The sequence below is a fragment of the Plesiomonas sp. ZOR0011 genome, from assembly GCF_000800945.1.
Lineage (GTDB): Bacteria > Pseudomonadota > Gammaproteobacteria > Enterobacterales > CAMTGL01 > Plesiomonas > Plesiomonas shigelloides.
The window spans coordinates 34,080-58,541 of sequence record NZ_JRKB01000072.1 but is presented as its reverse complement, the minus strand read 5'-3'; the positions used below and the strand labels follow the sequence as shown (position 1 = coordinate 58,541).

Annotated in this window: 21 protein-coding genes; 9 read left to right on the top strand and 12 right to left on the bottom strand. The window is 52.4% G+C overall.

Features of this window, described 5'->3' with window-relative positions:
* Positions 1-56: 56 nt before the first annotated feature.
* The 6 genes from pgk to L975_RS13070 all read right to left on the bottom strand — a co-directional run bounded on the left by pgk (position 57) and on the right by L975_RS13070 (position 6,580).
* Positions 57-1,220, bottom strand: a complete 1,164-nt coding sequence (gene pgk, locus L975_RS13095; protein ID WP_047708985.1) for a phosphoglycerate kinase — start codon at positions 1,218-1,220, stop codon at positions 57-59.
* Between the two features lie 104 nt (positions 1,221-1,324).
* Entirely contained in the window at positions 1,325-2,338 is a 1,014-nt protein-coding gene (epd, locus tag L975_RS13090) for an erythrose-4-phosphate dehydrogenase (protein ID WP_010864408.1), read from the bottom strand.
* 320 nt (positions 2,339-2,658) lie between these two features.
* A complete protein-coding gene (tkt, locus tag L975_RS13085) occupies positions 2,659-4,656 on the bottom strand; it encodes a transketolase (RefSeq protein WP_047708984.1) in 1,998 nt (665 codons plus the stop codon).
* Between the two features lie 257 nt (positions 4,657-4,913).
* Positions 4,914-5,360 carry a flavodoxin gene (locus L975_RS13080; protein WP_047708983.1) on the bottom strand — a complete coding sequence of 149 codons (447 nt, stop codon included), beginning with the start codon at positions 5,358-5,360 and terminating at the stop codon, positions 4,914-4,916.
* A gap of 63 nt (positions 5,361-5,423) precedes the next feature.
* Complete coding sequence (gene truC / locus L975_RS13075) at positions 5,424-6,257, bottom strand: tRNA pseudouridine(65) synthase TruC (protein WP_081995692.1); 834 nt, start codon at positions 6,255-6,257, stop codon at positions 5,424-5,426.
* On the bottom strand, positions 6,257-6,580 hold the full coding sequence (locus L975_RS13070) for a YqcC family protein (protein ID WP_010864412.1): 324 nt from the start codon (positions 6,578-6,580) through the stop codon (positions 6,257-6,259). The genes truC and L975_RS13070 overlap by 1 nt, the downstream gene beginning before the upstream one ends.
* Positions 6,581-6,688: 108 nt before the next feature.
* Here L975_RS13070 and L975_RS13065 point away from each other — a divergent pair, with 108 nt between their 5' ends.
* Both L975_RS13065 and L975_RS13050 read left to right on the top strand, forming a co-directional pair.
* Positions 6,689-7,726, top strand: a complete 1,038-nt coding sequence (locus L975_RS13065) for a DUF3549 family protein (RefSeq protein WP_047708982.1) — start codon at positions 6,689-6,691, stop codon at positions 7,724-7,726.
* A 2,002-nt stretch (positions 7,727-9,728) separates the two neighbouring features.
* Entirely contained in the window at positions 9,729-10,013 is a 285-nt protein-coding gene (locus tag L975_RS13050) for a hypothetical protein (protein ID WP_047708979.1), read from the top strand.
* 105 nt (positions 10,014-10,118) lie between these two features.
* On the opposite strand, the gene syd is transcribed toward L975_RS13050, so the two are convergent.
* Positions 10,119-10,685: a SecY-interacting protein gene (syd, locus tag L975_RS13045; protein ID WP_052181470.1), complete on the bottom strand. Its 567-nt coding sequence runs from the start codon at positions 10,683-10,685 to the stop codon at positions 10,119-10,121.
* Positions 10,686-10,745: 60 nt separating this feature from the next.
* Here syd and queF point away from each other — a divergent pair, with 60 nt between their 5' ends.
* The 5 genes from queF to xni all read left to right on the top strand — a co-directional run bounded on the left by queF (position 10,746) and on the right by xni (position 18,425).
* Entirely contained in the window at positions 10,746-11,609 is an 864-nt protein-coding gene (queF, locus tag L975_RS13040) for an NADPH-dependent 7-cyano-7-deazaguanine reductase QueF (RefSeq protein WP_047708978.1), read from the top strand.
* Positions 11,610-11,728: 119 nt separating this feature from the next.
* Positions 11,729-14,071: a lipopolysaccharide assembly protein LapB gene (locus tag L975_RS13035; protein WP_047708977.1), complete on the top strand. Its 2,343-nt coding sequence runs from the start codon at positions 11,729-11,731 to the stop codon at positions 14,069-14,071.
* A gap of 51 nt (positions 14,072-14,122) precedes the next feature.
* Complete coding sequence (locus L975_RS13030; RefSeq protein WP_010864419.1) at positions 14,123-15,670, top strand: diguanylate cyclase; 1,548 nt, start codon at positions 14,123-14,125, stop codon at positions 15,668-15,670.
* A 131-nt stretch (positions 15,671-15,801) separates the two neighbouring features.
* Entirely contained in the window at positions 15,802-17,166 is a 1,365-nt protein-coding gene (gene ppnN, locus L975_RS13025; protein WP_010864420.1) for a nucleotide 5'-monophosphate nucleosidase PpnN, read from the top strand.
* A gap of 464 nt (positions 17,167-17,630) precedes the next feature.
* Complete coding sequence (gene xni, locus L975_RS13020) at positions 17,631-18,425, top strand: flap endonuclease Xni (protein WP_047708976.1); 795 nt, start codon at positions 17,631-17,633, stop codon at positions 18,423-18,425.
* Between the two features lie 77 nt (positions 18,426-18,502).
* Here the strand turns inward: xni and rlmM are convergent, their stop codons facing one another.
* Genes rlmM through L975_RS13005 form a run of 3 tightly spaced genes read right to left on the bottom strand, consistent with a single transcriptional unit; the run spans position 18,503 to position 20,979 of the window.
* Positions 18,503-19,624 (bottom strand): 23S rRNA (cytidine(2498)-2'-O)-methyltransferase RlmM, encoded by a 1,122-nt coding sequence (gene rlmM, locus L975_RS13015; protein WP_010864422.1) that lies wholly within the window; start codon positions 19,622-19,624, stop codon positions 18,503-18,505.
* The gene (locus L975_RS13010) at positions 19,617-20,006 is read right to left on the bottom strand and encodes a DUF423 domain-containing protein (protein ID WP_039045194.1); all 390 of its coding nucleotides are present in this window, start codon (positions 20,004-20,006) and stop codon (positions 19,617-19,619) included. The genes rlmM and L975_RS13010 overlap by 8 nt, the downstream gene beginning before the upstream one ends.
* 58 nt (positions 20,007-20,064) lie before the next feature.
* A complete protein-coding gene (locus L975_RS13005) occupies positions 20,065-20,979 on the bottom strand; it encodes a transcriptional regulator GcvA (protein ID WP_010864424.1) in 915 nt (304 codons plus the stop codon).
* Between the two features lie 378 nt (positions 20,980-21,357).
* Between L975_RS13005 and csdA the strand changes: the two genes are divergently transcribed.
* Together csdA and csdE are read left to right on the top strand one after the other, a co-directional pair.
* The gene (gene csdA / locus L975_RS13000) at positions 21,358-22,575 is read left to right on the top strand and encodes a cysteine desulfurase CsdA (RefSeq protein ID WP_047708975.1); all 1,218 of its coding nucleotides are present in this window, start codon (positions 21,358-21,360) and stop codon (positions 22,573-22,575) included.
* Between the two features lie 21 nt (positions 22,576-22,596).
* Positions 22,597-23,037 carry a cysteine desulfurase sulfur acceptor subunit CsdE gene (gene csdE / locus L975_RS12995; RefSeq protein ID WP_047708974.1) on the top strand — a complete coding sequence of 147 codons (441 nt, stop codon included), beginning with the start codon at positions 22,597-22,599 and terminating at the stop codon, positions 23,035-23,037.
* Positions 23,038-23,177: 140 nt separating this feature from the next.
* Here csdE and L975_RS12990 read toward each other — a convergent pair whose 3' ends face one another.
* Both L975_RS12990 and tcdA read right to left on the bottom strand, forming a co-directional pair.
* Positions 23,178-23,375, bottom strand: a complete 198-nt coding sequence (locus tag L975_RS12990; protein ID WP_047708973.1) for a hypothetical protein — start codon at positions 23,373-23,375, stop codon at positions 23,178-23,180.
* Positions 23,376-23,589: 214 nt separating this feature from the next.
* Positions 23,590-24,414, bottom strand: a complete 825-nt coding sequence (tcdA, locus tag L975_RS12985; RefSeq protein ID WP_047708972.1) for a tRNA cyclic N6-threonylcarbamoyladenosine(37) synthase TcdA — start codon at positions 24,412-24,414, stop codon at positions 23,590-23,592.
* Positions 24,415-24,462 lie beyond the last annotated feature (48 nt).

Here is a 24,462-nt window from a genome sequence, read left to right as displayed (position 1 = left end):
ACCAGCGGCACGCCTGAAGAATAGAAGCCGGAGACTCGCCCCGGCTTCAGATTAAATTACGCTTTTGCGCGCGCTTCCAGCATCGCAACCGCTGGCAGTACTTTACCTTCCACGAATTCCAGGAAAGCGCCGCCGCCAGTAGAGATGTAGGAAACTTTGTCTGCGATACCGAACTTGTCGATAGCGGCCAGGGTGTCACCACCGCCAGCGATAGAGAACGCTGGAGATTCAGCAATCGCTTTAGCGATCACTTCAGTACCTTTAGCGAACTGATCAAATTCAAACACGCCAACTGGACCGTTCCACAAAATGGTCTTCGCGTTCATGATGATGTCAGCCAGCACTTTTGCTGAATCAGGGCCGATGTCGAAAATCATGTCATCATCAGACACTTCAGCAACCGCTTTGATGGTCGCTGGGGTTGATTCAGAGAACTCTTTACCCACCACTACGTCAGTGGTCACTGGGATATCACACTGAGCGGCCAGTGCTTTAGCGGTGTCAATCAGATCGTTTTCGCACAGGGATTTGCCCACATTGTGGCCCGCTGCAGCGATGAAGGTGTTAGCGATACCGCCACCTACCACCAGCTGATCGGCGATAGTCGACAGAGACTCCAGCACAGTCAGTTTGGTAGACACTTTAGAACCACCCACGATAGCAACCATCGGACGAGCAGGGTTCTTCATTGCTTTACCCAGTGCATCCAGCTCAGCAGACAGCAGCGGACCGGAGCAAGCAATTGGTGCAAACTTAGCCACACCGTGCGTAGACGCTTGTGCACGGTGAGCAGTACCGAATGCATCCATCACAAACACGTCACACAGCGCAGCGTATTTCTTAGACAGTGCTTCGTCGTCTTTCTTCTCGCCTTTGTTAAAGCGAACGTTTTCCAGTACCACCAGCTCACCGGCAGCCACTTCTACGCCATCCAGGTAGTCTTTCGCCAGACGTACTGGTACAGACAGCACGTCTTTCAGGTAGTTAACTACTGGCAGCAGGGAGAATTCTTCGTTGTACTCACCTTCGGTCGGACGACCCAGGTGGGAGGTCACCATTACTGCTGCGCCTTGTTTCAGCGCCAGTTCAATGGTAGGCAGGGAAGCACGGATACGGGCATCAGAAGTCACTTTGCCTTCTTTTACCGGTACGTTCAGGTCAGCACGGATCAGTACGCGTTTACCAGCCAGATCCAGATCAGTCATGTTGATAACAGACATGGTGAGTCCTCTATTTAATTCCATGAAGATTTTCAATGCCGACCATCAACGTGTGCGTGGCCGACACCTAAACAATCAGTCAGTTTCCGTTTACTCTTCGCGAGTCACCGGGCTGTAGCCATGGCCAGCGTGGTATCGAGCATGCGATTCGCAAAACCCCATTCGTTATCACACCAAACCAGCGTCTTCACCAGACGCGTACCGCTCACCCGGGTTTGTGTCCCGTCCACGATAGCGCTGTGGCTGTCGTGGTTAAAATCAATTGAGACTAACGGCGCTTCCGTATAATCCACTATACCACGTAATACCCCTTGCGCTGCCTGCGCGAGGGCGTGGTTTACGTTGCAAACTTTCACATCCGTGCTCAAGGTCACACTTAAATCCATCGCGGTGACGTTTATTGTGGGCACCCGCACAGCGATGGCTTCAAACCTGTCGGAAAATTTCGGAAAAATCCGACCAATCCCGCGCGCCAGTTTGGTGTCTACCGGAATGATAGACTGGCCCGCCGCGCGAGTCCGACGCAGGTCACTGTGGTATGCATCAATCACCGGCTGATCATGCATCGCCGAGTGAATGGTGGTTACCGTGCCCGAATCAATGCCGAAGGTTTCATCCAGCACTTTAATAATCGGCACGATGCAGTTAGTGGTACACGAGCCGTTGGAGACGATCCGGTCGCTGGCTTTCAGCAACTGATGGTTCACACCATAAATGACCGTCGCATCGATATCGGTATCCGCCGGATGCGAGAACAGCACCTTGCCAGCACCGGCGCGCAAATGCGCTTCGCCATCGGCACGACTACCAAATTTACCGGTACAATCGAGCACCACATCCACCTGCAATTCTGCCCACGGCAGTTGTTCAAGTTCGCGGATATGCAGTAGCTGAATCGTATCACCATCTACATCTAATGTCTCGCCATCAATGCAAACCGAACGCGAAAATCGTCCATGGGTCGAATCGTATTGCAACAAATGTGCGATCCCTTCCGGTGCGGCGAGTTCATTAATCGCCACTACCTGCATCTGTTCGCGTTTTCCACTTTCGTACAGCGCGCGCAGAACGCTACGTCCGATCCGGCCAAAGCCGTTAATTGCCACACGGATAGTCATAATTATGGGGTGTCCTTTAAACAGAGGTCTTCCGGCAGGAAGCAAAACCTTGAGTATGCGGGATCTATTGTCTGATGAAATTGATTAGACTGGCAATCTGCCATGATTTTACCCAGCAGGCGGACATTTTTTTACTGCCCCCGCTTTGCCTTTTTGTTCTTGTCTCTTGTCCCTCGCATCCTTTCAACCATAACGGATATAAAACGCATATCACCCACATAAAAAAACCGATATATAAAAACCGATATAAAAAAAGCCGCCCGTAGGCAGCTTTTTGTTTTTATGCAGTGCTGTTAAGCAATAACGATAAGAAAACGGGATTACAGAATTTCTTTTGCTTTAGCTACCACGTTTTCGACGGTGAAGCCGAACTCTTTGAACAGCAGCTCTGCCGGTGCAGACTCACCAAAGGTAGTCATACCCACGATACGGCCACCGAAGCCCACATACTTGTACCAGAAGTCAGCGATACCTGCTTCTACCGCAACACGCGCGGTTACTGCCGCAGGCAGTACAGACTCACGGTAAGCGGCGTCTTGCTTGTCGAATACGTCAGTAGCCGGCATAGACACGACACGTACCTGACGGCCTTCGGCAGTCAGCTGTTCAGCCGCTTGCATGGCCAGCTCAACTTCGGAGCCAGTAGCGATGAAGATCAGCTCAGGCGTACCTGCGCAATCTTTCAGCACATAACCACCGCGTGCGATGTTAGCCAGCTGCTCGCTGCTGCGATCCATCTGAGTCAGGTTCTGACGCGAGAAGATCAGTGATGATGGACCATCTTGACGCTCAATCGCGTATTTCCACGCTACCGCAGACTCAACTTGGTCACATGGACGCCATGTGCTCATGTTTGGCGTCAGGCGCAGAGAAGCGATCTGCTCAACCGGCTGGTGAGTTGGACCATCTTCGCCCAGACCGATAGAGTCGTGGGTGTAAACGAAGATAGAACGCTGCTTCATCAGGGCTGCCATACGCAGTGCGTTACGGGCATATTCCATGAACATCAGGAAAGTCGCGCCGTATGGAATGAAACCACCGTGCAGAGCGATACCGTTCATGATGGCGGACATACCAAATTCACGCACACCGTAATGGATGTAGTTACCGCCCATGTCAGCGCCAGTCAGTGACTTGGAGCCAGACCACATGGTCAGGTTAGACGGCGCTAAGTCAGCGGAGCCGCCCATGAACTCTGGCAGCAGCTTACCAAACGCTTCCAGCGCGTTTTGTGACGCTTTACGGCTAGCAATCTTGGCTGGGTTAGCTTGCAGATGCTCGATAAAGGCTTGAGATTTCTCCGCCCAATCTGCTGGCAGCTCGCCCTTGATTACACGGCGCTCAAACTCAGCGGCCAGTTCAGGGAACGCAGCACGGTACACAGCAAATTTCGCATCCCAGTTGTGCTCTTGTGCTTGGCCCTTCTCTTTGGCATCCCACTCAGCGTAGATGTCTGCAGGAATAACAAACGGCGCTTCTTTCCAGCCCAGGAATTCGCGTGCCGCAGCAATTTCTTTGTCACCCAGCGGTGAACCGTGGCAATCGTGGGAGCCAGACTTGTTCGGTGAGCCAAAACCGATGATGGTTTTGCAGATGATCAGAGATGGCTTGTCAGTCACCGCTTGCGCTTCTTCTACTGCCGCTTTAATCGCTGCCGCATCGTGACCGTCAACCGCGCGCACTACGTGCCAGCCGTAAGACTCGAAACGCATGGCGGTGTCATCAGTGAACCAGCCTTCTACGTGACCATCGATAGAAATACCGTTGTCATCATAGAACGCCACCAGCTTGCCCAGACCCAGAGTACCGGCCAGAGAGCAGGCTTCGTGAGAAATACCTTCCATCAGGCAGCCATCACCCAGGAAACAGTAGGTGAAGTGGTCAACGATGTCGTGGCCAGGACGGTTAAACTGCGCGGCCAACGCTTTTTCAGCCATCGCCATACCTACGGCGTTGGTGATGCCCTGACCCAGAGGACCGGTAGTGGTTTCTACGCCTGGCGCATAACCGTACTCAGGGTGACCTGGGGTGCGAGAGTGCAGCTGACGGAATTGCTTCAGATCGTCGATAGACAGGTCATAACCGGTCAGGTGCAACAGGCTGTAAATCAGCATAGAGCCGTGGCCGTTAGACAGCACGAAACGGTCACGATCAGCCCAAGCTGGGTTGCTCGGGTTGTGCTTTAGAAAATCACGCCACAGAACTTCGGCAATATCAGCCATCCCCATAGGGGCGCCTGGGTGGCCAGAGTTGGCTTTTTGTACTGCATCCATACTCAGTACACGGATGGCATTAGCAAGTTCTTTGCGAGAAGGCATGTTCTACTCCTGGAGATTAGCAGGGCGGAAGAATGAAATCGGAGATCTATTTTCTCAGAGTCGCCATTAAAACGGCAAGCGCCGACTGAATAACGTGTTAGCGATCACAGTTTTATATGACTAATTACAGATTCTTTGCAGGAAATCGATTAACTAAACGAGTCAGCAGGTAGAAAAAACAACCGCCTGTAATGGAAGTGGGTCACTGCCGCCCGCCACGCGAGCGGCAAAAACAACCGAAAATGCAGAATGAAACGCTATAGCGCGCTAGAGAAAGCTTCAATCCACAAGCGAGCAGATAATTCTGGCTCGGGATGTTCGGTGGCGTCTAATTCCAGACGGTTCATTACCCGCTGTGCACCTTGCTCTTGCAGCAGAGCATCGAACTTGCGTCCGGCGCCGCAGAAGGTTTCATAGCTGCTATCACCTAATGCGATCACGCCATAGCGCAAGCTTGGCTGCCACAGCCCCGGCTCTTGCATGGCCAGATATAATGGCGCAATAGTATCTGGTAAATCACCTTGTCCGGTGGTGGATGTCACCACCAGTACCACAGCCTCGAGGTATTGCTGCCAGTCTTCCAGCGAGCCTTCCTCATAGATATTGGCATCATGCCCTGCGGTACGCAAAATCCGTTCGGCCTCGTCAGCCACCAGTTGTGCATTGCCATACACGGTGCCAACAAAGATCCCCACCCTAGCCATAGAGTTCCCTTGGTTATGAAAGTTAACTCATCTTGGCGTGTGGTGGGGTTTTGTGCAAGCCGGTTATGTCACAGGATTTTGCGCAGGCCAGCCAAATTGTTGCATCAGGCTCTGCCAGGTGTCGTCCCACGGCGCGTTAATCTGCAGCAATTCACCGGTCACCGGGTGTGGCAAGGTCAAACTGCTGGCATGCAACATCAAGCGCCCGGCACCACAATGCTCTTTCAGCGCTCGATTTTGCTTAAGATCGCCATGGGTGGTATCGCCCATGATCGGATGACGCAGATGGCTCATATGACGACGCAGCTGATGCTTACGGCCAGTTTTCGGCTGGAGCTCAACCAAGCTGTAGCGCGATGTCGCGTAACGACCAGCGGAATACGGCATCTCGACCGTTTGCAAACCGCGATAGTGGCTAACCGCCGGCTGCGCCGTGCGCTCTTGACTAGCAAACTTATCGGCAATCTTGTCCAGCTCTTCCACCAACGGATAATCCAACTCCGCTTCCCCAGTCAGATAGCCACGCACCACCGCATGGTAGGTTTTCTTGATCTGCTGAGTTTCGAACATGCCACTCAAGATACGCGCCACATCACTGGACAACGCCAGTAACAAAACGCCTGAAGTTGGCCGATCCAGACGGTGCACGGTATACACATGCTGACCAATCTGATCACGCACGGTTTGCATCACCACCACTTTTTCATGCCGGTCAAGCCAGCTGCGGTGCACCAGCCAACCGGCCGGTTTGTTGATGGCAATGATATGCTCATCCTGATACAACACCGGCAGTACCGGTGCGCTTTCGGTCACGGCATCGGACGCGCCCTCAATCGACTCTGACGGCAACAGCGCGCTATCTGGGCCAGAGGCCGGGCAAGAAGAAAAATCGTGCATTAGGTTTCCTGATTGAGTAGTTCATCCAGCGCACGCAGTGGCGCCAGCAACCGGCTAATCTGCTCCTGCTCTTTGAGCGCCTCTTCAAAATACGGGGTGATCGAAAAGCGAGTCGGTAACCCCGCGCCAGCGTCCAACAACGCATGCATGCGCGGTAAAAAGACCCACTGCAACCACTCCTGTGCTTCCATAGTATCGATACTGAACGGCTCGACACTCTGAAAAGCCTGTGGCTCTGGCGGCAATTTCTGCCACAAAGCCAATTCCATCATCACCAGCCGGATATCCTCCAGCAACTGACGAACTTGCTGCTCGCGTTCCATAATCCTTCCTCCGGTAAAAAATGGGGGCCAAGCATACCACTGAACCCAGAACCTCCCTATAATTTAACGTTTACTGACTCAACCGTAACCCGCGAAGACTACGACGCCATGACTGCAGCCCTGACAGAATTGCTCACCCGCGCACAGGTAAAAGCCTGTTTTTACGATCTGGGCCGTCGCCCGTATCCTTTATCGTTAGCTACCTTCGGCGTGTTGGAGAATCAGCAGCGCCCTTATCCTTATCCGCTTCGCGGCCAAGCGCATTTGGCACTGTGCTGCCAACGCCCCAGCGAAAGTGAACCGTCCATCTGGTTTTTACAGATTAATTTAGATGAGCGCGGACTGCTGATCCCGGAAGAGTGCGCCCGTTTTGCGCGCCTGCTGCTCAATACCCTGGGAGCCGATCTCAGCCGCGAGCCGCACACCGAAGAGGAGAAAAACGCACTGGCGCAGCATCCGCAGCACTGGCAACCGTCTCCTGAGCGGATGGCAATGTTTCATGCGCTGCTAGCGCGTGATTTGCACCAACCCGCCTCCCGCTATTATGAGCATGCGCAATTTTATCTCAGTGGCAAGGCAGGATGGGAAAATTGGCACGGTGTCGGGTTACAAGGGTTAGCGGATGTAGTGGTGCGCTGTGGTCAAGAGCAAAACCATGCCTTGCTGTGCCAAGCCTTAGCCCACGCACCCGAGCAAGCCTTGCAGGGGATCTGTTTGTGCTTGGAGCAAAGTGATATTAGCCGCGAGATGGCGCAAGTCTTATTACAACGCCAGCACTTACAGCATCAAAACCCTGAGGCCGATACTGAAAGCCGCCTATTGCTGTTACGTGCATTGGCCTATGCGCCGGATCTACCGGAGATCCGCGATTTTATCGTACAGCAATTACGCCAAGCCGATGTGAATGCCTGGTTGATCGTGCTAACCGCGCGCTTGATCCACCGCTTGAGCGATCCGCAGATCTTGCCGGTGTATCTGGAAGCGTTAGCAGGATCGCCACTGTTTGGTCGTCTGTACCCAGAAGTGATCACCCAGCCATTTTTGCGTAGCCAGATTTTTGCCATGCTACAAAGCGAAAGTGCGCCACGTGCGCTGATTGATGCGTTAACCGCATTACAGCAACAACTGCAGCTCAGAGCAGAATAAGTCGAGAATAAAGCGAATTAGATTAAGAGAGAAAAGAGAAAGGGGCACCGTATGGTGCCCCTTCCTGGTCTTGCTACAGCTGATCCTGCTGCGAATCGGTGCTCCCTGCATCATTCCGTGATACCGCCAAATCCGTTGGCTGAGTCCTTCTCGGGTTCTCCGCATCCGTGGAGCTGTCCTTTTAACCTTCCCGGTTATCTTCCTTGGCCATCCCTATGCGGTCAGACTTCTTGTCTGACGTCCATCTCCGTCCTGGAGGTGTCCTTTGCTTTATCCTTAAAGCATCCGCTCCCTCGTCCTGAGGCTGCATCCTCATTTCATCCTGAAATGTGTCCTGCATCATCCTGATACGTTTACAATCCAGTAAACGAGGCCCGAATCCTTCGGGTGTCCAATCCTGTATGGGCTCCGCCATACGTCTTCTTCCTGAAGACATCGATATCCGTTCGATGAATTAATCATATCCCCTTTTATTCTCTTCTCAATCCACTGTGCGCTTACAGCGCCAAACATTTCTGGATGTTTCGTGAGAATAAATATCTTAACTGCATGATTAAAAACAAATTAGATAAAAAAGCAAACGATAAAAAGCACAGCACAAATGAGGATAATCCCACACCGCGTGTAGGATATCTCGCACAAATTCAGCAGAGATATCGCAAGCAGCAAAACTACGTTACCGGTAACTTGTCAAGGACTTTTGTCCGCATTTACTGATTTTTTGTGTGACAAGTGCACTATTTGTACAACAAGAAATGTCGAAACTGACGGCGGTTGTTGCAAAACAATCCGCAAACTAGGAAGTGCACTGAAGAGGGGCAATGCGCCTCTGCTCACAGCCCAGCGTAAGGGCCGTGCGGTGATGTGAACTTTATGTATAAAAATGCAATTGGCTATGACGTAAAAAAAGACCGGTACTCACGTCAGTCAATGCCGCACCGCGAATGCCAGCCACATCGCAAAAGCCAACGAACAGCCTCAGTATCCCTTACATAAGAAACTTGCATGAGAAACTTATATAAGAAGAAAGGGGTATCGTCGAAACGATACCCCTCTCAGGTCTTGCTACAGCCATCCTGCTGCAAAGTGTGCTCCCTGCATCACTCCGTGAATCTCACCATATCCTATGGCTTGTCCTTTATGCTCTTCAATCCGTGAAGCTCTCCTTTTGTCGTCCTGACAATCGTCCTTGTACCGTCCTTGCGTCGCCGTACTGTCCTTATTCCGGCTCACTTCTCCATCCTGGAGGTGTCCCTGACTTCATCCTGAAGTATCCACTTCCTCATCCTGAGGCGCATCCTGATTCTTCATCCCGAAGAAGTCCGTTGTCATCCTTAACCAACCCGCATCCTTACCGGTTGCATCTGCATTACTGCAGCATCCTTGAGATATCCTGATCACGTGAACTCATCCTGAATTCCGGCTCTTTCATCCTGAAACAGCCACCGCATCCGTGGTTATCCTTGTCGTTATGCTTGCTTCCTGCCGACGCCCTTAAGACTACCTTTCTGCATAGTTTTCACAAGCGATATATCAAATAGTTATGTGTGATGTATTCGATTACTACGCAAAACATACAAATTAACTAATTGAATTATATTAAAAACGCTTTTTACATAGCGCAGTAACCGGTCAAAACCCGTTCCATAACTCGCACAACTACTGTAGGAAATATCTTACAAAACATATGGCCAATATCGCAATCTGCTGAATCGGTTTTAGAATAAGTCAACCCCATGGGCACAATTCGCTAAATTGAGCACACACTGCTAAACGCTAAAATCGACATAATCTCTATTTTGATCTAGACGTTGATTGACGTTTTGCAGCAACACTGGCCGCGTTCAGACCCATGCCACCGCTATGCGCGTGATGATGCGGTTAACGATGATGGGGTAAGGGCTTTTTTGTTAGATAAAGAAGCGTTACATAAAGAAGCGTTATATAAAGAAGGCTGAACGAGCGACGTGCACGCGAGATCGAGATAAGGAAAGGAAAAGCGATGAATGATGTAAGCCGCGAACTGGAGCAAGTATTACAGCAACTAAAAGCCGAGGGAAAACAGCCTTCGGTAGCCCTGCTGAAAAGCCGTCTCAGCCAGCCAGTCCCACTGCCGGTGATTGTCAGTGTACTGGCGCGCGATAAAGCCGGCCATAATCCGCTCGCTACGCCTGCGGAAGCAACAACTGAGCCAACACTTACGGAGCGTGTGAGCCAGTTAGAGCAGCAGGTTGCAACGCTACAAGCGCAGTTAACTACGCTCCTGTCAGCCCAAAATACGCAATAAGCGTACGCGGAAACAACAGCACGTTGGCGTTAGGAACAACCGACCTCACGCCAACCGCTGCGCATAGCAGGTTAGCTCTCGATTCTAGACATAACCATCAGGCACTTACAGCTCAGCGATACGCGGCTGCAAACCGCCCAAAAAGGCGACCAGATTGTCAGCCAGCACCGTGTGCTCGCTACTGCCCAGACGCTCAAGAACTACCGCGCCAGTGAGGTTACAGACCGACACTATCTGGTTATCATCATCGGTCAGCGCAACAAATAAGGTTGGCGTGCATTTTCGCTGACGCTGTGCCACCAGATGCCCAATCAGATTTTCCTGTAAACGAGACCAATCCTCTTCGTTCCAGACCTGCAACAAAATCAGGGCATGATTCTGCCAGTTCACGGCCATATCGGCGGCAAACTGGGCGCTGAAATAGGCGTGGATATCCTCTCGAATTTGAATATCAAGTGCCTGTTCGACGGCCTGTAAGTTGATGTCCTGACAACGCGGTTGTGGTTGCCAATACACCCGCTCACTATCCTGAGACACCACACAAGGTGATGAAATATCGCACAAACTGACACTCTGCGGCAGCGTTTGCATGTTATTCTGCCAACACTGCTCATAGCGCAGATTTAACTGTTGCAGGGCATCTATCACTTGCTGTTGCACTTGATCTCGCATCGTCTTACTCAGAATTTGGGGTAAACTGCCAGATATTGTAACCGACACTGAGCAGAAATCATGACCAAATACCACAATGATCCGGCGCTGCAGGGATTAACGCTGGGAAAATCCACGGACTACTGTGATCAATACAACCCGCAGTTGCTGCAACCGGTACCGCGAGCGCTCAATCGCGACGACCTGCAGCTGACCGGCTCGTTGCCTTTTTCGGGTGCCGATCTGTGGACGTTGTATGAATTGTCATGGCTGAACAATAACGGTGTGCCACAAGTGGCCATCGGCGATGTGTATATTCCGGCCACCAGCCGCAATCTGGTGGAGTCGAAAAGCTTTAAGCTGTACCTGAACAGCTTTAACCAGACTCGTTTTGCCGATTGGGAAAGCGTGGCGGCCACCTTACAACGCGATCTGAGCCAGTGCGCTGAGGGTGACGTAAAAGTGCTGCTGCACCGCGTGGATGCCTATCCAGGTCAAGCGATTGCCGATTTCCCTGGCGAATGTATTGATGAGCAGGATATCGTCATTGATGACTACCATTTCAATGCCGATTATCTGCAAGGTGCTGCCAGCCAAGCCAACGGTGAGCCAATGCCCGTGGTTGAAGAAACACTGGTCAGCCATTTGCTTAAATCTAACTGCCTGATCACCCGTCAGCCGGATTGGGGCTCTGTCAGCATTCATTATCGCGGCCCGCAGATTAATCGCGAAGCCCTGCTCCGCTATTTGATCTCGTTCCGTAGCCATAATGAGTTTCATGAGCAGTGCGTTGAGCGGATCTTTACCGATCTCAAACGTTTTTGCGCGCCTGAAAAACTGACCGTGTTTGCACGCTACACCCGCCGTGGTGGACTGGATATCAATCCGTTCCGCTCTGATTGGGAAGCGATGCCGGCGCAAAACCGCCGTTTGGCGCGTCAGTAATGTGATCGTTCACGATGCGGTATGCTTGGTTTCAGATACCGCATCCGTTACACTAAGAATAATTATTTTAGCCAATAAAAAAATCAATTTACTCTTAACAAATAACTAAGATATTTGCGATGTGGCGTGTTTTTTTTCTTCTGTTGTTCTCTTTTTTTTCTACCGGTAGCTATGCCATATCCCTTGATGATTTATCAACGTATGAGCCGACGCCGGAATTAGTTCAGGCAGAAGAACTGTTAAAAACAGACCCAGCGCTGGCGCTGGAAAAACTCAATGCGTACATTGAGAAGCCTGATCGCGGCCTGACCGCCAGTAATTCGGTGCGTAACCTGAGCCTACAATACCTGCAACAAAGCCGCGAAAATATGCTTCAAGCGCTGTTGCTAAAAAGCCAAGCACAAAACAAAACCGGAAATCACCGCGGCGCCTTAAAAACGCTAGATTACCTGATGCAACTGGCGAAGAACCTCAATAACTCGCATATCCAAGCCAAAGCCACATTGCTCAAGGCGCAGTATCTTTGGTTACAAACCGGTAATCCCCAAACTGCGTTACAGACACTGGCGCAATCCAACCTAACGCAAAATTTAACGCACTTATCTGCCAGTGTGCAGGTGCAATATCAGCTGCTGATGGCATCGATTTACCTCGATACGCTCTCGCCTTCACACCAAAAAGGCAGCATTCCACAAATTCAGGCATATCTGCACGATGCGCACGCGCTACTGAATAAAGTCAGTGAACCGCGCTTAAAAATTGAATATTACTTGGCAGAAAGTCGTCTAAATACTCTGTTGCAACATCGCAATGCCACACAAGAAGCATTAATGACCGCGATGGGCCTCGCCATCGCGCATCGAGAAGACGATTTGGTGGCCGATGCCCAATTGCAACTGGCTAACTTCTATGTCACGTATGGCGGCTACTCACTGGCCTTGAACTATGCCTCGCGCGCCGCGGGATTTTATGAAAAAGTGGGTGAAAAAAGCAGCCTTGTGAGTGCATTAAAGCTGATTGGTCATATCCACAGTTATGAAGATCGCCCTAATTTGGCGCTGGTCAATTACCTTAATGCCATTGATTTGGCCAATACAGCCCCCAATCCAGGAAAGTTGATTGATATTAAACTCGGCACGGCGTTTGTTTATTTACAGCTAAACGAGTTAGAAAAAGCCAAAGAATATATCGATCAGGTTGATAACATCATTAGCGCAGATAAAAAAGCGGGCCCATTGCTACACCCAGTCTATTTGCTATTAAAAGGCGAATATTTACTGCGTAGCGATAAAATAAAACCGGCATTAAGTGTCATCAATGAGGGGTTAAAAGAAACACCACCCGATGATCTGAGCTTGCGCAAATATGCATATTCATTATTAATTCAAGGTTATCAGAAAATAGGTAACCGTAATCAGGAAAATGCGTATTTACAGGATAAAGTTAAATTACTCGAGCAGATTCGTTCGCAACAAGTCGAGTTCAATGCCGAAACCCTGCTACAGCATGAGCAGTTGATTGACAAAATTAATACCAATCATGAATTACAAGCCAGCTACCAGTCACTGGAGCGGCAATATTCACGTGGCCGCAAACTTAATCAATTACTGCTCTGTGCCATATTAGTGGCGGTTGTAGCCATGTGTTACTTCATGATTGTCACTTCCGCTTATCGTGGCGCTCTGAGCCGTAACCGCAAAATCGGTTTTAGTCATCCCCGTACTCACTTGGCCAATCAGCGCAAGCTCAATGCCACGCTACCGGGCTACTTACAAGGCACGGTGCGCTTGTGCGAACAAGCAATCACAGGCGAACAGACCAACGTGTTGGACGACAACCCGTTTAAAGATTTACGCCTGAAAGTGGCGCTGATCCGCCTAAATTGGTTAACTGAACTACGGTTACGACCTGATTTCAGTTATCAAGCCATTGTGAAACTCGAAGGCGAGCTTGGGGACTACCTGCAAGCAACCTTAGGCAGCCGTGGGCAGCTGTTCCATCTGAATGACAGTGGCTTTTTATATGTCGAGCCGGGTGATGTGAGCCCGTCACCGGAAGAGTTTGCCGAGTACCTGTTGCGCACCTGCGAGCAATTCCCGCAGTACAAAGCGCCGGCCGGACAAATCAGTATTGGTGCCTGCCACTACCCACTGCTGCCACGGGCAATCAGTGGCGTACAGTTACCAGAATTGCTTAACGTGTTACAATTGGCGCAAACCGCAGCCGCACAACTTAATCAGCAATATGACCAGAACCATTGGGTGATGTTGTTACCGATCCCGACCGCCACACCGGCGTGTTTCCAGGGGGATCTGTATGTTGCCTGTCTGGACGCTATCCGGCGCGGGCTGATTAAAGTTGCCCATTCCGATACCCCCAATCCGGTCGACTGGGTCACCTTACTGGCACAATACTCGTCGCCAGCTCACACTCCTGCGAGGCTGGCCACAGTGGGTGAATAGTCAATGCGGTGAATTAGCGGTATATTCTGTCAACATTAACAGGCTAAATCTATGACTCAAACTCCGCAGGCTCAGGCGATGGATAGCATGACTGATTTACACCGGCAACTGGCTCAAATTCAGGATCACTATCAGCAACTGTCACGCAAAAGCATGCGGGAAAGTGAATTGTTACGTCGGGTATTGGGCCGACTGGCGCAATCACTGGAAGGATCGGACAGCGAGCTGGATCGCTTGTTGACCGACATCCGAATCGATCTTGATCGCACCAAAGACACCTCGTTGATGATCCCCCGTCTGGCTCTGCTGGAGCGTCTGGCATTTAAATACAGCCAGCAGCGTCTGACCCATAACAAACGCATCAATGAAGCGGTACTGCATACCGCCGAATGTCTGAAAGCCACTGCCGCTTTGCCACCACAGCTGCGCCAAGATGTGGTGATGCTGCTCGATCGCCAGCAAAACCCGGAGCAAATTGATCGCATCGAGCGGATCTTGAGTCTCTCCGAGCGTGCTATCCGGTTGCTGGCCTCATTAGGCGATCAGCAAGATGCGCGCCCAGCGCCAGCAGCGCTGCAGCAAGACACGCTGCAAAAAATGTCTGATGAGCTGCAACACCTGATCTCCGAACTGGATTTTGACTCTGATGCCGGTGAGCGTCTGCTCGAGATCCGCAATCAGCTGCTGATTGGCACCAGCGTGCAGCAATTGGTGCACTACAGCTTTGAAATCATCGAGCTAATTTTGCAAGGCACCCGCACTGAGCGGCGTTTATCACGCCGTTTTCTGGCGGCACTGAACGATGATTTAAGCGCCTTGCATCAAAGCATGAATAAATCGATGGAATCGGCCTACAGCGACCACAAAGGGATGCAAGGCTTGAACCGCGAGATGCAAGACACCCTGCAATTGCTAGAGCGCGCACCGAATCTCTCCGGTGAACAGGTGCAATTTGCCTTACAGCAACTGCGCAGTATTACCGAGCGTCACCATCGCTTGTGTCAGCAGATGTACAGCTCCATCGAACGTTCACAAAGCAACGAAGGACGCCTGTGCGCCATCATCGAGCAGACCACTGATTACCGTAATCGCTTGCTCGATCAACAGCACCGGCTATTCCTCGATCATCTGACCAAAGTGTACAACCGAGCTGCGCTGCAAGAGCGTTTGGATTTGGAGTACAAACGCTGGCAGCGCTATCAGCAGCCGCTGTGGTTTGTCATGGTGGATATCGACCGCTTTAAAGATCTGAACGATACTTATGGGCATCTGGCCGGCGATAAAGCGTTAAAAATCATTGCGCGCGCCATTCAACAATCGCTGCGCGAAACTGACTTTATCGCCCGTTTCGGTGGTGAAGAGTTTGCCTTGCTGATCTCGGATATGTCGCCGGACGAACTGAGTATCAAGCTCGAAGAGATCCGCGAGAAAATCAGCCAGTTACCATTTAAGTTCCACGCAGACAAAGTCTCCATCACAGTGTCGCTCGGCGCCAGTGAGTTACAAAGTGGTGACACCATCAGCACTTGGCAAGAACGAGCGGATAAGGCGTTGTACCACGCGAAAAACAACGGCCGAAATCAAATCTTCATACATTGAGAGTTGGCATCACCGGCCGCGCAGGCTAACGTGTCGGTACGGCAATCTCGCTTAGGTTGCCGTACACAACATGTAAAGTGAATACGCCTCACTATCAGGTTGCTGTCGTTTTCAATTGAAAGGAGGCATTCTTGATTACTCACCTCAATCCCATCGGTACGATGGATCAACTTTCCCAGCTCGAAGTGGACATGCTCAAACGCACCGCGTCCAGCGAGCTGTATCAACTGTTTCGTAACTGCTCCCTCGCAGTACTGAACTCGGGTAGCCAGACCGATAACAGCAAGGAGCTTCTGGCCAAACACAGCAGTTTTGACATCAACGTGGTGCGCCGTGAGCGCGGCGTTAAACTCGAATTGATCAATCCGCCGGAAACCGCGTTTGTCGACGGTAAAATTATCCGCGGCCTGCACGAACACCTGTTTGCGGTGCTGCGCGATATTCTGTTTGTGAACGGCCAGCTGGCCGCGATGCCCCACCTGCAACAACAGCTGCAAAAAGACTCGGTGCATATCACCAATCTGGTGTTCGCTTTGCTGCGTAACGCCAAGGTGTTGCACACTGGCGAATACCCGAACATGGTGGTGTGCTGGGGCGGCCACTCAATCAATGAAGGCGAATACCAGTACGCCCGTATGGTCGGCCATGAGCTTGGCTTGCGTGACCTGAATATTTGCACCGGCTGTGGCCCTGGCGCGATGGAAGCGCCGATGAAAGGCGCCGCGGTTGGGCATGCCAAACAGCGCATCAAAACCGGCCGCTTCTTAGGCATTACCGAGCCGTCGATTATTGCCGCTGAGCCGCCTAACCCACTGGTGACCGAGCTGGTGATCCTGCCGGATATCGAAAAGCGTTTGGAAGCCTTTGTGCGTATGGGCCACGGCATCATCATCTTCCCGGGCGGCGTCGGTACGGCTGAAGAGCTGCTGTATATCCTCGGCATCATGTTGCATCCAGATAACCGCGAGCAGCCAATGCCGATTGTGCTCACCGGCCCGAAACAGAGCGAAGCCTATTTTCGCACCTTGGATGCCTTCATTGGCAAAACCTTGGGCTCTGAGGCGCAAGCGCGTTACCAAATCGTGGTCGATAATCCGGTGAAAGTGGCGCAAATCATGAAAGAAGGCATGCCGGCGGTGAAAGAACACCGCATGCAAACGGGCGATGCTTACAGCTTCAACTGGTCACTGAAAATTGATGATGCATTCCAGCAGCCGTTTGAACCGAGCCATGAGAATATGCGTCAACTGAATCTGCATCTGGCACAACCGGCCGCCGAACTGGCCGCAGATCTTCGCCGCGCGTTCTCCGGTATTGTGGCCGGTAACGTGAAAGATAAGGGTATCCAAGCCATCGAAAAATACGGCCCGTATCAGATAGATGGTGATAAGCAACTGATGCAGGATATGGATCAATTGCTGGAAAGTTTTGTCCACCAGCACCGGATGAAACTGCCGGGCAGCGCCTACGTGCCTTGCTATGAAATATTGAAATAACCGTTAGCCGCGCGCCGCTGGTCGGTGTCGCGCTCTACGGGGTTTTCCCTATATCGCTATCATTGCCGCACAACGGATAAACGCAGCGTCATCTTTCACGATGCGCTACGTTTTTTATCCCCCACCTGCGGTTATTCGCCGTTATCTGGCCCTATCCTTTTCCCTGCCTTATTTGCGCTACCATGCCGCGCTCAAGTACCATCAACGGATGACGACAGCCTCACGGCTGCCATGTTTTTGATTAACCTGACCAACCGCTCTCTTTTCCCTGCTAGCAGAGCAACGCTTATCAACAGGGAAATATACCCAAACAACGTGGAGTTGCAGGTAGGTGGCACATAAGTGAATTCCCATACGCATAAGTAAACGCTGTGATTGGGGTGAACGAACATCGCCAACACCGCGGCTGCTTCAAGTAGAAAGGGTATCGGTAGCGTCAGGCTAACCTGAGATGGGTTTAACCGATGACGATTCATTTACTGGTGGTGGATGCCCTGAATCTTATCCGCCGCATTCATGCCGTGCATGAAAGCCATAAGACTTCGCCCGAACAGCCAGTGGATATGGCGCGCTGCATCAGCCAAAGCCGCAATGCGCTCGAGCAGCTGTTGCAGCACACCCAGCCAACGCATGCCGTGGCGGTGTTTGACAGCGCGCTGCGCGAACCTGGCTGGCGTCACCAGCTGCTGCCCAGCTACAAAGAGGGACGACCGGCCATGCCGGACGATCTGGCGGCAGCATTAACGCAGTTTCAAGATGCCTTTGCCGAACAGGGCGTGGCCAGTTTAACCGCACAAGATGATGAGGCCGATGATTTGGCCGCCACGCTGGCATGGCAAGTGTGCAGCCGCGGGCACCAAGCCACCATCGTATCCACCGATAAAGGCTATTGCCAGTTACTGGCACCTACCTTGCAAATTCGCGACTACTTCCAAAAACGCTGGTTGGATCAGCCCTTTGTTGAGCAAGAGTTTGGCGTGGCACCGGCCCTGCTTCCCGACTATTGGGGATTGGCCGGTATTAGCAGCAGTAAAATTCCCGGAGTTGCGGGGATCGGTGGCAAAACTGCCGCTACACTGCTCAACCGCTATGGCTCACTCGAGGCTGTACTCGCGGCCACCGACCATTCACCGGCGCTGCTCAAAAAGCTGAGTGACCAAGGCGAGATGGCACACCTGTGCCGCCAAGTGGCAACGCTGCGCCGTGATCTGCCTCTTGGGATCAACTTGCAGCAGTTACGTTGGCAAAAAAAATCCTGACCTTAAGGTCAGGATTTCCTGTTTCACTGAGCGCATATTCAGCGGCTCAAGCACGTCATCGTCATGCGTAAAGACCATTACTCGTCATCGCGATAGCGGCGGTAAGCATTGGCTTTTGGACTGGTCGCCGCCCAAATACGGCGCACGTGCACGGTGATCTCTTCACGGTCATGATACAGCTGCTTAGCGGCAATCTGCGCATTGACGCCATTGTCTTTCAGCGCCGTCTGCATTTTTTCCAGAATATGGCTCACTTCCTCATAGCGCTTTTTCATTGGCAGCTTGAGGTTGAAAATCGCCTCACGGCACCAGCCGTTCACCAGCCAATCGGTCATCAGCGCTGCCACTTTGGCCGGTTTTTCCACCATGTCACACACCAACCATGCAATATTGGAGCGTGGTGGCTGGAACTTAAAGCCATCTTCACGGCAGTGTGTTACCTGACCGGTCATCATCAGGCTTTCGGCCATTGGGCCGTTATCCACTGCGTACACAAACATGCTGCGCTGTACCAACTGATAGGTCCAACCGCCAGGGCAAGCACCTAAATCTACCGCCCACATGCCAGAGCCCAAACGCTCATCCCACTCATCGTGTGGCACAAACAGGTGCAACGCTTCTTCCAGCTTCAGGGTAGAACGGCTTGGCGCATCGGATGGGAATTTCAGACGCGGGATCCCCATGTACAACGGCGAGTTATTGTTGCTGTAGGAATAACCGACATAGCAGCAGCCCGGCGCGATGAAAAACACATGCAGCACCGGACGATAAGGGTTTTCCTTGTTCAGCAAAATACCGGCTTTACGCAGCGCCGCGCGCAGCGGAACCGAGAATTTACGGCAGAACTTAGACAGCTCTTTGGCTTCATTGGTGTCTGGCACTTCTACGCGCAGCTCACCCGGGCCTTCAATCACGTTAGTCAGCATGCCAACGATCGGCGTGATCCGATCTTCTTGCGGCAGATCTTTAAGCAGTTCACCCACCACGATCATCTGACGGGCAAAGATCAACGTCTTAAACGGGATCTCCTGCGCCAGCTTATCGGCGTCTTCATACTGATAACACTCAAACAGCACATAGCCGCTGTTATCTTTTACGCGGGCAAAACCATAGACCCCGAGTTGGGCGGCTTTATCCGTAATCTCCGCCGCACACTCTTTCTCAAAGCCTGGACGACAATACAGCGCCAGTTTATTCATGCGCGGTTCTCCTCAACTGTAATAATTTGCTCAGCAGCACCAGCCAACCGGCCAGAAAGCTCACGCCCCCGACCGGAGTTAACCACACCAGCCAATGTAGGCCGGACAATGCGTAGGCATACAAGCTGCCACTGAATAATAAAATGCCAAGTACCCACCACAAGCAGCCGAGATCCAGCCGCTGACGCGGATACTGCAAACCTAAAACTCCCACCGCCAGCAGTGCTGCGGTGTGAAACATCTGATAATTCAAACCCGTCTGGATCAAGGTCATCTGCGCCGCAGCCAGTGAACGGCTCAGCACATGAGCACCAAAAGCGCCAAACGCGACGACAAAAAATCCGCTCAGTGCACCAAACGGCAGAATAAATCGCAGCATCATGCTCTCCTTATCATCCCTGTCTGCTGTTAAGACCGCCGCGCCAGCATGGCGCTCACGGTTATACGCTGCGAAGTCGCAGCATGTCTTGTTCTTGCTGCGCCCGCGACAACATCCATTGCCGGAAGGCGGCTATTTTACCCAGTTCCGCCTGCGTGTCATGGCAAACCACATAAAAAGCGTTTTTACTCATCAACACATCATCAAACGGACAGACTAAGCGACCGGCTTTCAGCTCCGGTTGCGCCAGCACATTGTTAGCCAGCGCCACCCCTTGGCCATGAATCGCCGACTGCAACACCAGCGCCGTATGGCTGAAAATCGGCCCTTGATTAACGTTGATATCAGTCAGCCCTAACTGGCGGGTAAAGGCTTGCCAATCACGGCGCGAGGTGTCATGCAATAACGTATAGTGCACCAAATCATGCGGTGAAAGCAGCGGATGCTCGCCGGTCAGCAGCGCCGGTGAACACAGCGGGATCAGATACTCGTTACATAACAGGTCAACGCGCAGCCCGAACCACTTACCGCGGCCATAATAAATCGCCACGTCCACATCATCGGTCAGCGAACCTTCATCAATGTCTACCGCCTTGATGCGCACATCAATATCGGGGTGCGAGGCATTAAAATCCGCCAGCCGCGGCACCAACCATTGAATGGCGAAACTGGCCGGCAAGCTGACGGTCAAGGTGCCCTTGGCGGTGCGCGCTAACAACTTTTCGGTGGCATCGGACAACGCCGTGAAAATTTCCTTCATATCGAGGAAATAGGCCTGCCCTTCTTCGGTCAGCAGCAGCGAACGATTACGCCGCCGGAATAATTTTAGCCCCAGAAATTCTTCCAAAGCCTTAATCTGATGGCTGACAGCAGCCTGTGTAACAAACAGTTCCTCGGCTGCCCGGGTAAAGCTTAAATGGCGCGCGGCGGCTTCAAAAACTTTGAGCGAGTTGAGCGGCGGAAGTCGTCTTGACATACCCATAACCATTCAGCAACATATTAGATATTCTAATGTTGGGCATTATAATTTGTCCGTTGTTGAAGGGCTAGCAAATCCCTATATTAACCCACGCGGTCTGAGCCTAAACGGCAAGTAGCTCTTCGGAGATACTTTAGGTTCAAAGACATGCAATGTTGTGTTTGCACGTTGTCCGGTTTTTCCGGGCAGGTGACGAAAGTCACCATGTTTCACTTCCTGTACAATTTTGACCCTGTCTGTCAATAGTGAATTCTTTCCGCACTGCCTTTTGGCGGTGCTTTTTTTTATCTGTCATTTAGCCCGCCCTTGCACTGTCGCTGTGATCGCGCCAAGATCACCGCCAGAATTGATTGCCACTCAGATCAGATTACCGTCATGACCTTTGCTTTTGCTCCCGACTCGTTCCGCCGCCAATTTCCGGCATTGCAGGATAACGCTGGCGTCTACCTCGACAGCACCGCCACCATGCTCAAACCGCTGCCAGTGATTGAGGCCAGTGATGCCTATTACCGCAGCAATGGCGCAACCGTACACCGTAGCCAGCATCAGGCAGCAGCCAGTGCTACGCGCCGCTTTGAACATGCACGAAGCGCGTGCGCTGCGCTACTCAATGCGCCCGACCCACGCCAGATTATTTGGACGCGCGGAACCACTGAGGCCATCAACATGGTGGCCAATGGCTATCTGCGCGATCGCCTGCAACCGGGTGATGAGATCTTGGTCGGTGCGATGGAGCACCACGCTAATTTGGTGCCGTGGCTGCTGCTGGCAGAACAAACCGGCGCGACAATCGTTCGTCTGCCGATGACTGAAGAGTTGCTGCTCGATATCTCGGCGCTGCCAGCCCTGCTGAACGCACGCACCAAACTGGTGGCCGTAGGCATGGTGTCGAATGTCACCGGCAGTCGCCAGCCGGTAGAGATGATTATCCGCGCGGCGCACGCGGTTGGCGCGGTGGTGATGTTGGATGCAGCGCAGGCGGTGGCGCATGAAGCGGTGGATGTGCAAGCTCTGGATGCGGATTTTGTCGCGTTCTCAGCACACAAGCTCTACGGCCCGACCGGGGTTGGTGTGCTGTACGGCAAGATGGCGCTGCTGGAAAACATGCGCCCGTGGCATGGCGGCGGCAAAATGATCCAGCAAGTCAGCTTCGATGGCATTACACTGGCGCCGATCCCGCAGCGTTTTGAAGCCGGCACCCCCAACATCGCAGGTATTCTGGCTTTTGATGCGGCCCTAGAGTGGTTGGCGCAACAAGATCTGGCCGCCGCCGATCAGCATGCCTGCGCCCTCGCGGCAACGGCGGTGCAGCAGATGCAAGCCATTGATGGGCTGCAGCTGTATCGTCCGCCACACGCCAGCACGATCATCGCCTTTAATGTCGCAGGGCTTCACCATGGCGATCTGGCCACGTTGCTAGCGGAACAAGGGATTGCGCTACGCGCCGGTATGCACTGCGCGCAGCCGCTCACCGAAGCACTGGGCGTTTCCGGTACCGTGCGCGTCTCTTTTGCCCCGTATAACAGCGAGGCAGACGTCAGCGCCTTTATTAGCGCCTTACAGCGCGCCGTCGCGCTGCTACGCGAGGAATAACGAATACGCGAGGAATAACGGATGTTAGGTTCACACCCTTTTGGTACCCAAATCACGTGGTCTGAGCTAGAAAGTCGCTTTTCAGCCTGCAAGCTGTGGGAAGACCGCTATCGCCAACTGATCCTGCTCGCCCGTCAGCTGCCGAGCCTATCAGAGCAAGAGCGTGGCAGTCAGCTTGAGCTGTATGGTTGCGAGAATCGGGTCTGGCTGGGGATGCAAGTACAGCCCGATGGCCGCTTGCACTTTTATGCTGACAGTGAAGGGCGCATCGTAAAAGGCTTGTTGGCGGTCATTTTGACCCGTATCGAAGGCTTATCTGCAGACGATGTGCTGGCTCTCGATATTCCCGCGGCACTGGCCAGCCTCGGCATTGCCGATCAGTTGTCTAGCTCACGGGCGCAAGGCATTGAGGCGATCAGTGCCCGTCTTCATGAACTGGCACGTACCGCGCACGGCGCTTAAGCACTAATTTTTGCCAGCGACGCCAACAAAAACGGCAGCCACCACATTTCGTGGTGCTGCCGTTTTTACGTTATAGAACGCGGCGCTAGGCCGCGAGACTCATCACTGTCATACATCAGCACAGTATTACATTGACGCGCTTACTCGCGCGGCCCACCACGCTCATCATTATTCTGCCCCGACATCGGATAAAAGCCCCCTAGCGGCGACATCTTCATCATCTGCTGCGACACCTGTGACCAGAATTGCATTTGCAGATTCTGCCACAGCGCTTGATGGTTTTGCGTCAGCTCAGTGAGCTCTTGCGGCGTCAGATCTAACTCTACCCGTAATTTCATCGTGGCATCCCTTCTGGTTAGTAACTGGCTATCGATACCCAAACAACGTGAAGTTGCAAGTCGGCGGCAAGTGCGTGAAACCCCATGAGCATAGGTAAACTATGTGATTGAGGGTGAACAAACGTAGCCAACACCGCAGCAGCTTCAAGTAGGAAAGGTATCGCTTAAACGTCTTCCGTTACGCTTATTCTTGCTCTTACATTTGCTCTTGCTATTAAATGGGCTCTTGCGCCCGAGCCTGCGCTTTAGCCAGCAAACGCTGGATCACGCGCGATACAGCAATAAAACCGAAGCAGGCCGTGACCATGGTCGCAGCACCAAAACCGGACGCACAATCCATCCGCTTCGGGCCTTCTGCCGTTTGTTTGGCCTGACAAGCGCTGCCATCGGCTTGCGGGTAAATCAAATGCTCAGATGAAAACACGCAATCAATGCCGAATTTGCGCTTCGGATTTTTGCTGAAATTATACTCTTGGCGCAAGATCCCACGCACTTTGGCCGCCAGCGGATCTTGAATGGTCTTGGTTAGATCAGCCACTTGGATCTGCGTCGGATCAATCTGACCGCCCGCACCGCCCACCATAATGACCGGGATCTTATTGCGCTTACAATATGCCAGCATAGCCGCTTTCGGGCGCACACTGTCAATCGCATCAATCACATAATCATAGCCACGGCTTAAATACTCGGCCTGATTATCCGGCGTGATGAAATCATCAATCAAATGCACCGCACAATCGGGGTTGATAGCGCGGATCCGCTCGGCCATCACCTCGATTTTGGCGCGCCCCACCGTGCCGCTCATGGCATGGATCTGACGGTTGATGTTGGTGACGCACACGTCATCCATATCAATCAGGGTGATCGCGCCAACTCCCGTGCGTGCCAGCGCTTCTGCCGCCCATGAGCCGACACCGCCGATGCCCACTACACAGACATGCGCCGCTCGCAGGATCTCCAACTCGCTGCGCCCGTACAGACGGGCAGTACCGCCAAAGCGTTGTTGATACTCCGCAGATGCGGTCTGCTGCTTAGACATCTCAGCTCCTCGCTTGAATTCATGCTGATGTTACAGTTTTAGTATGCC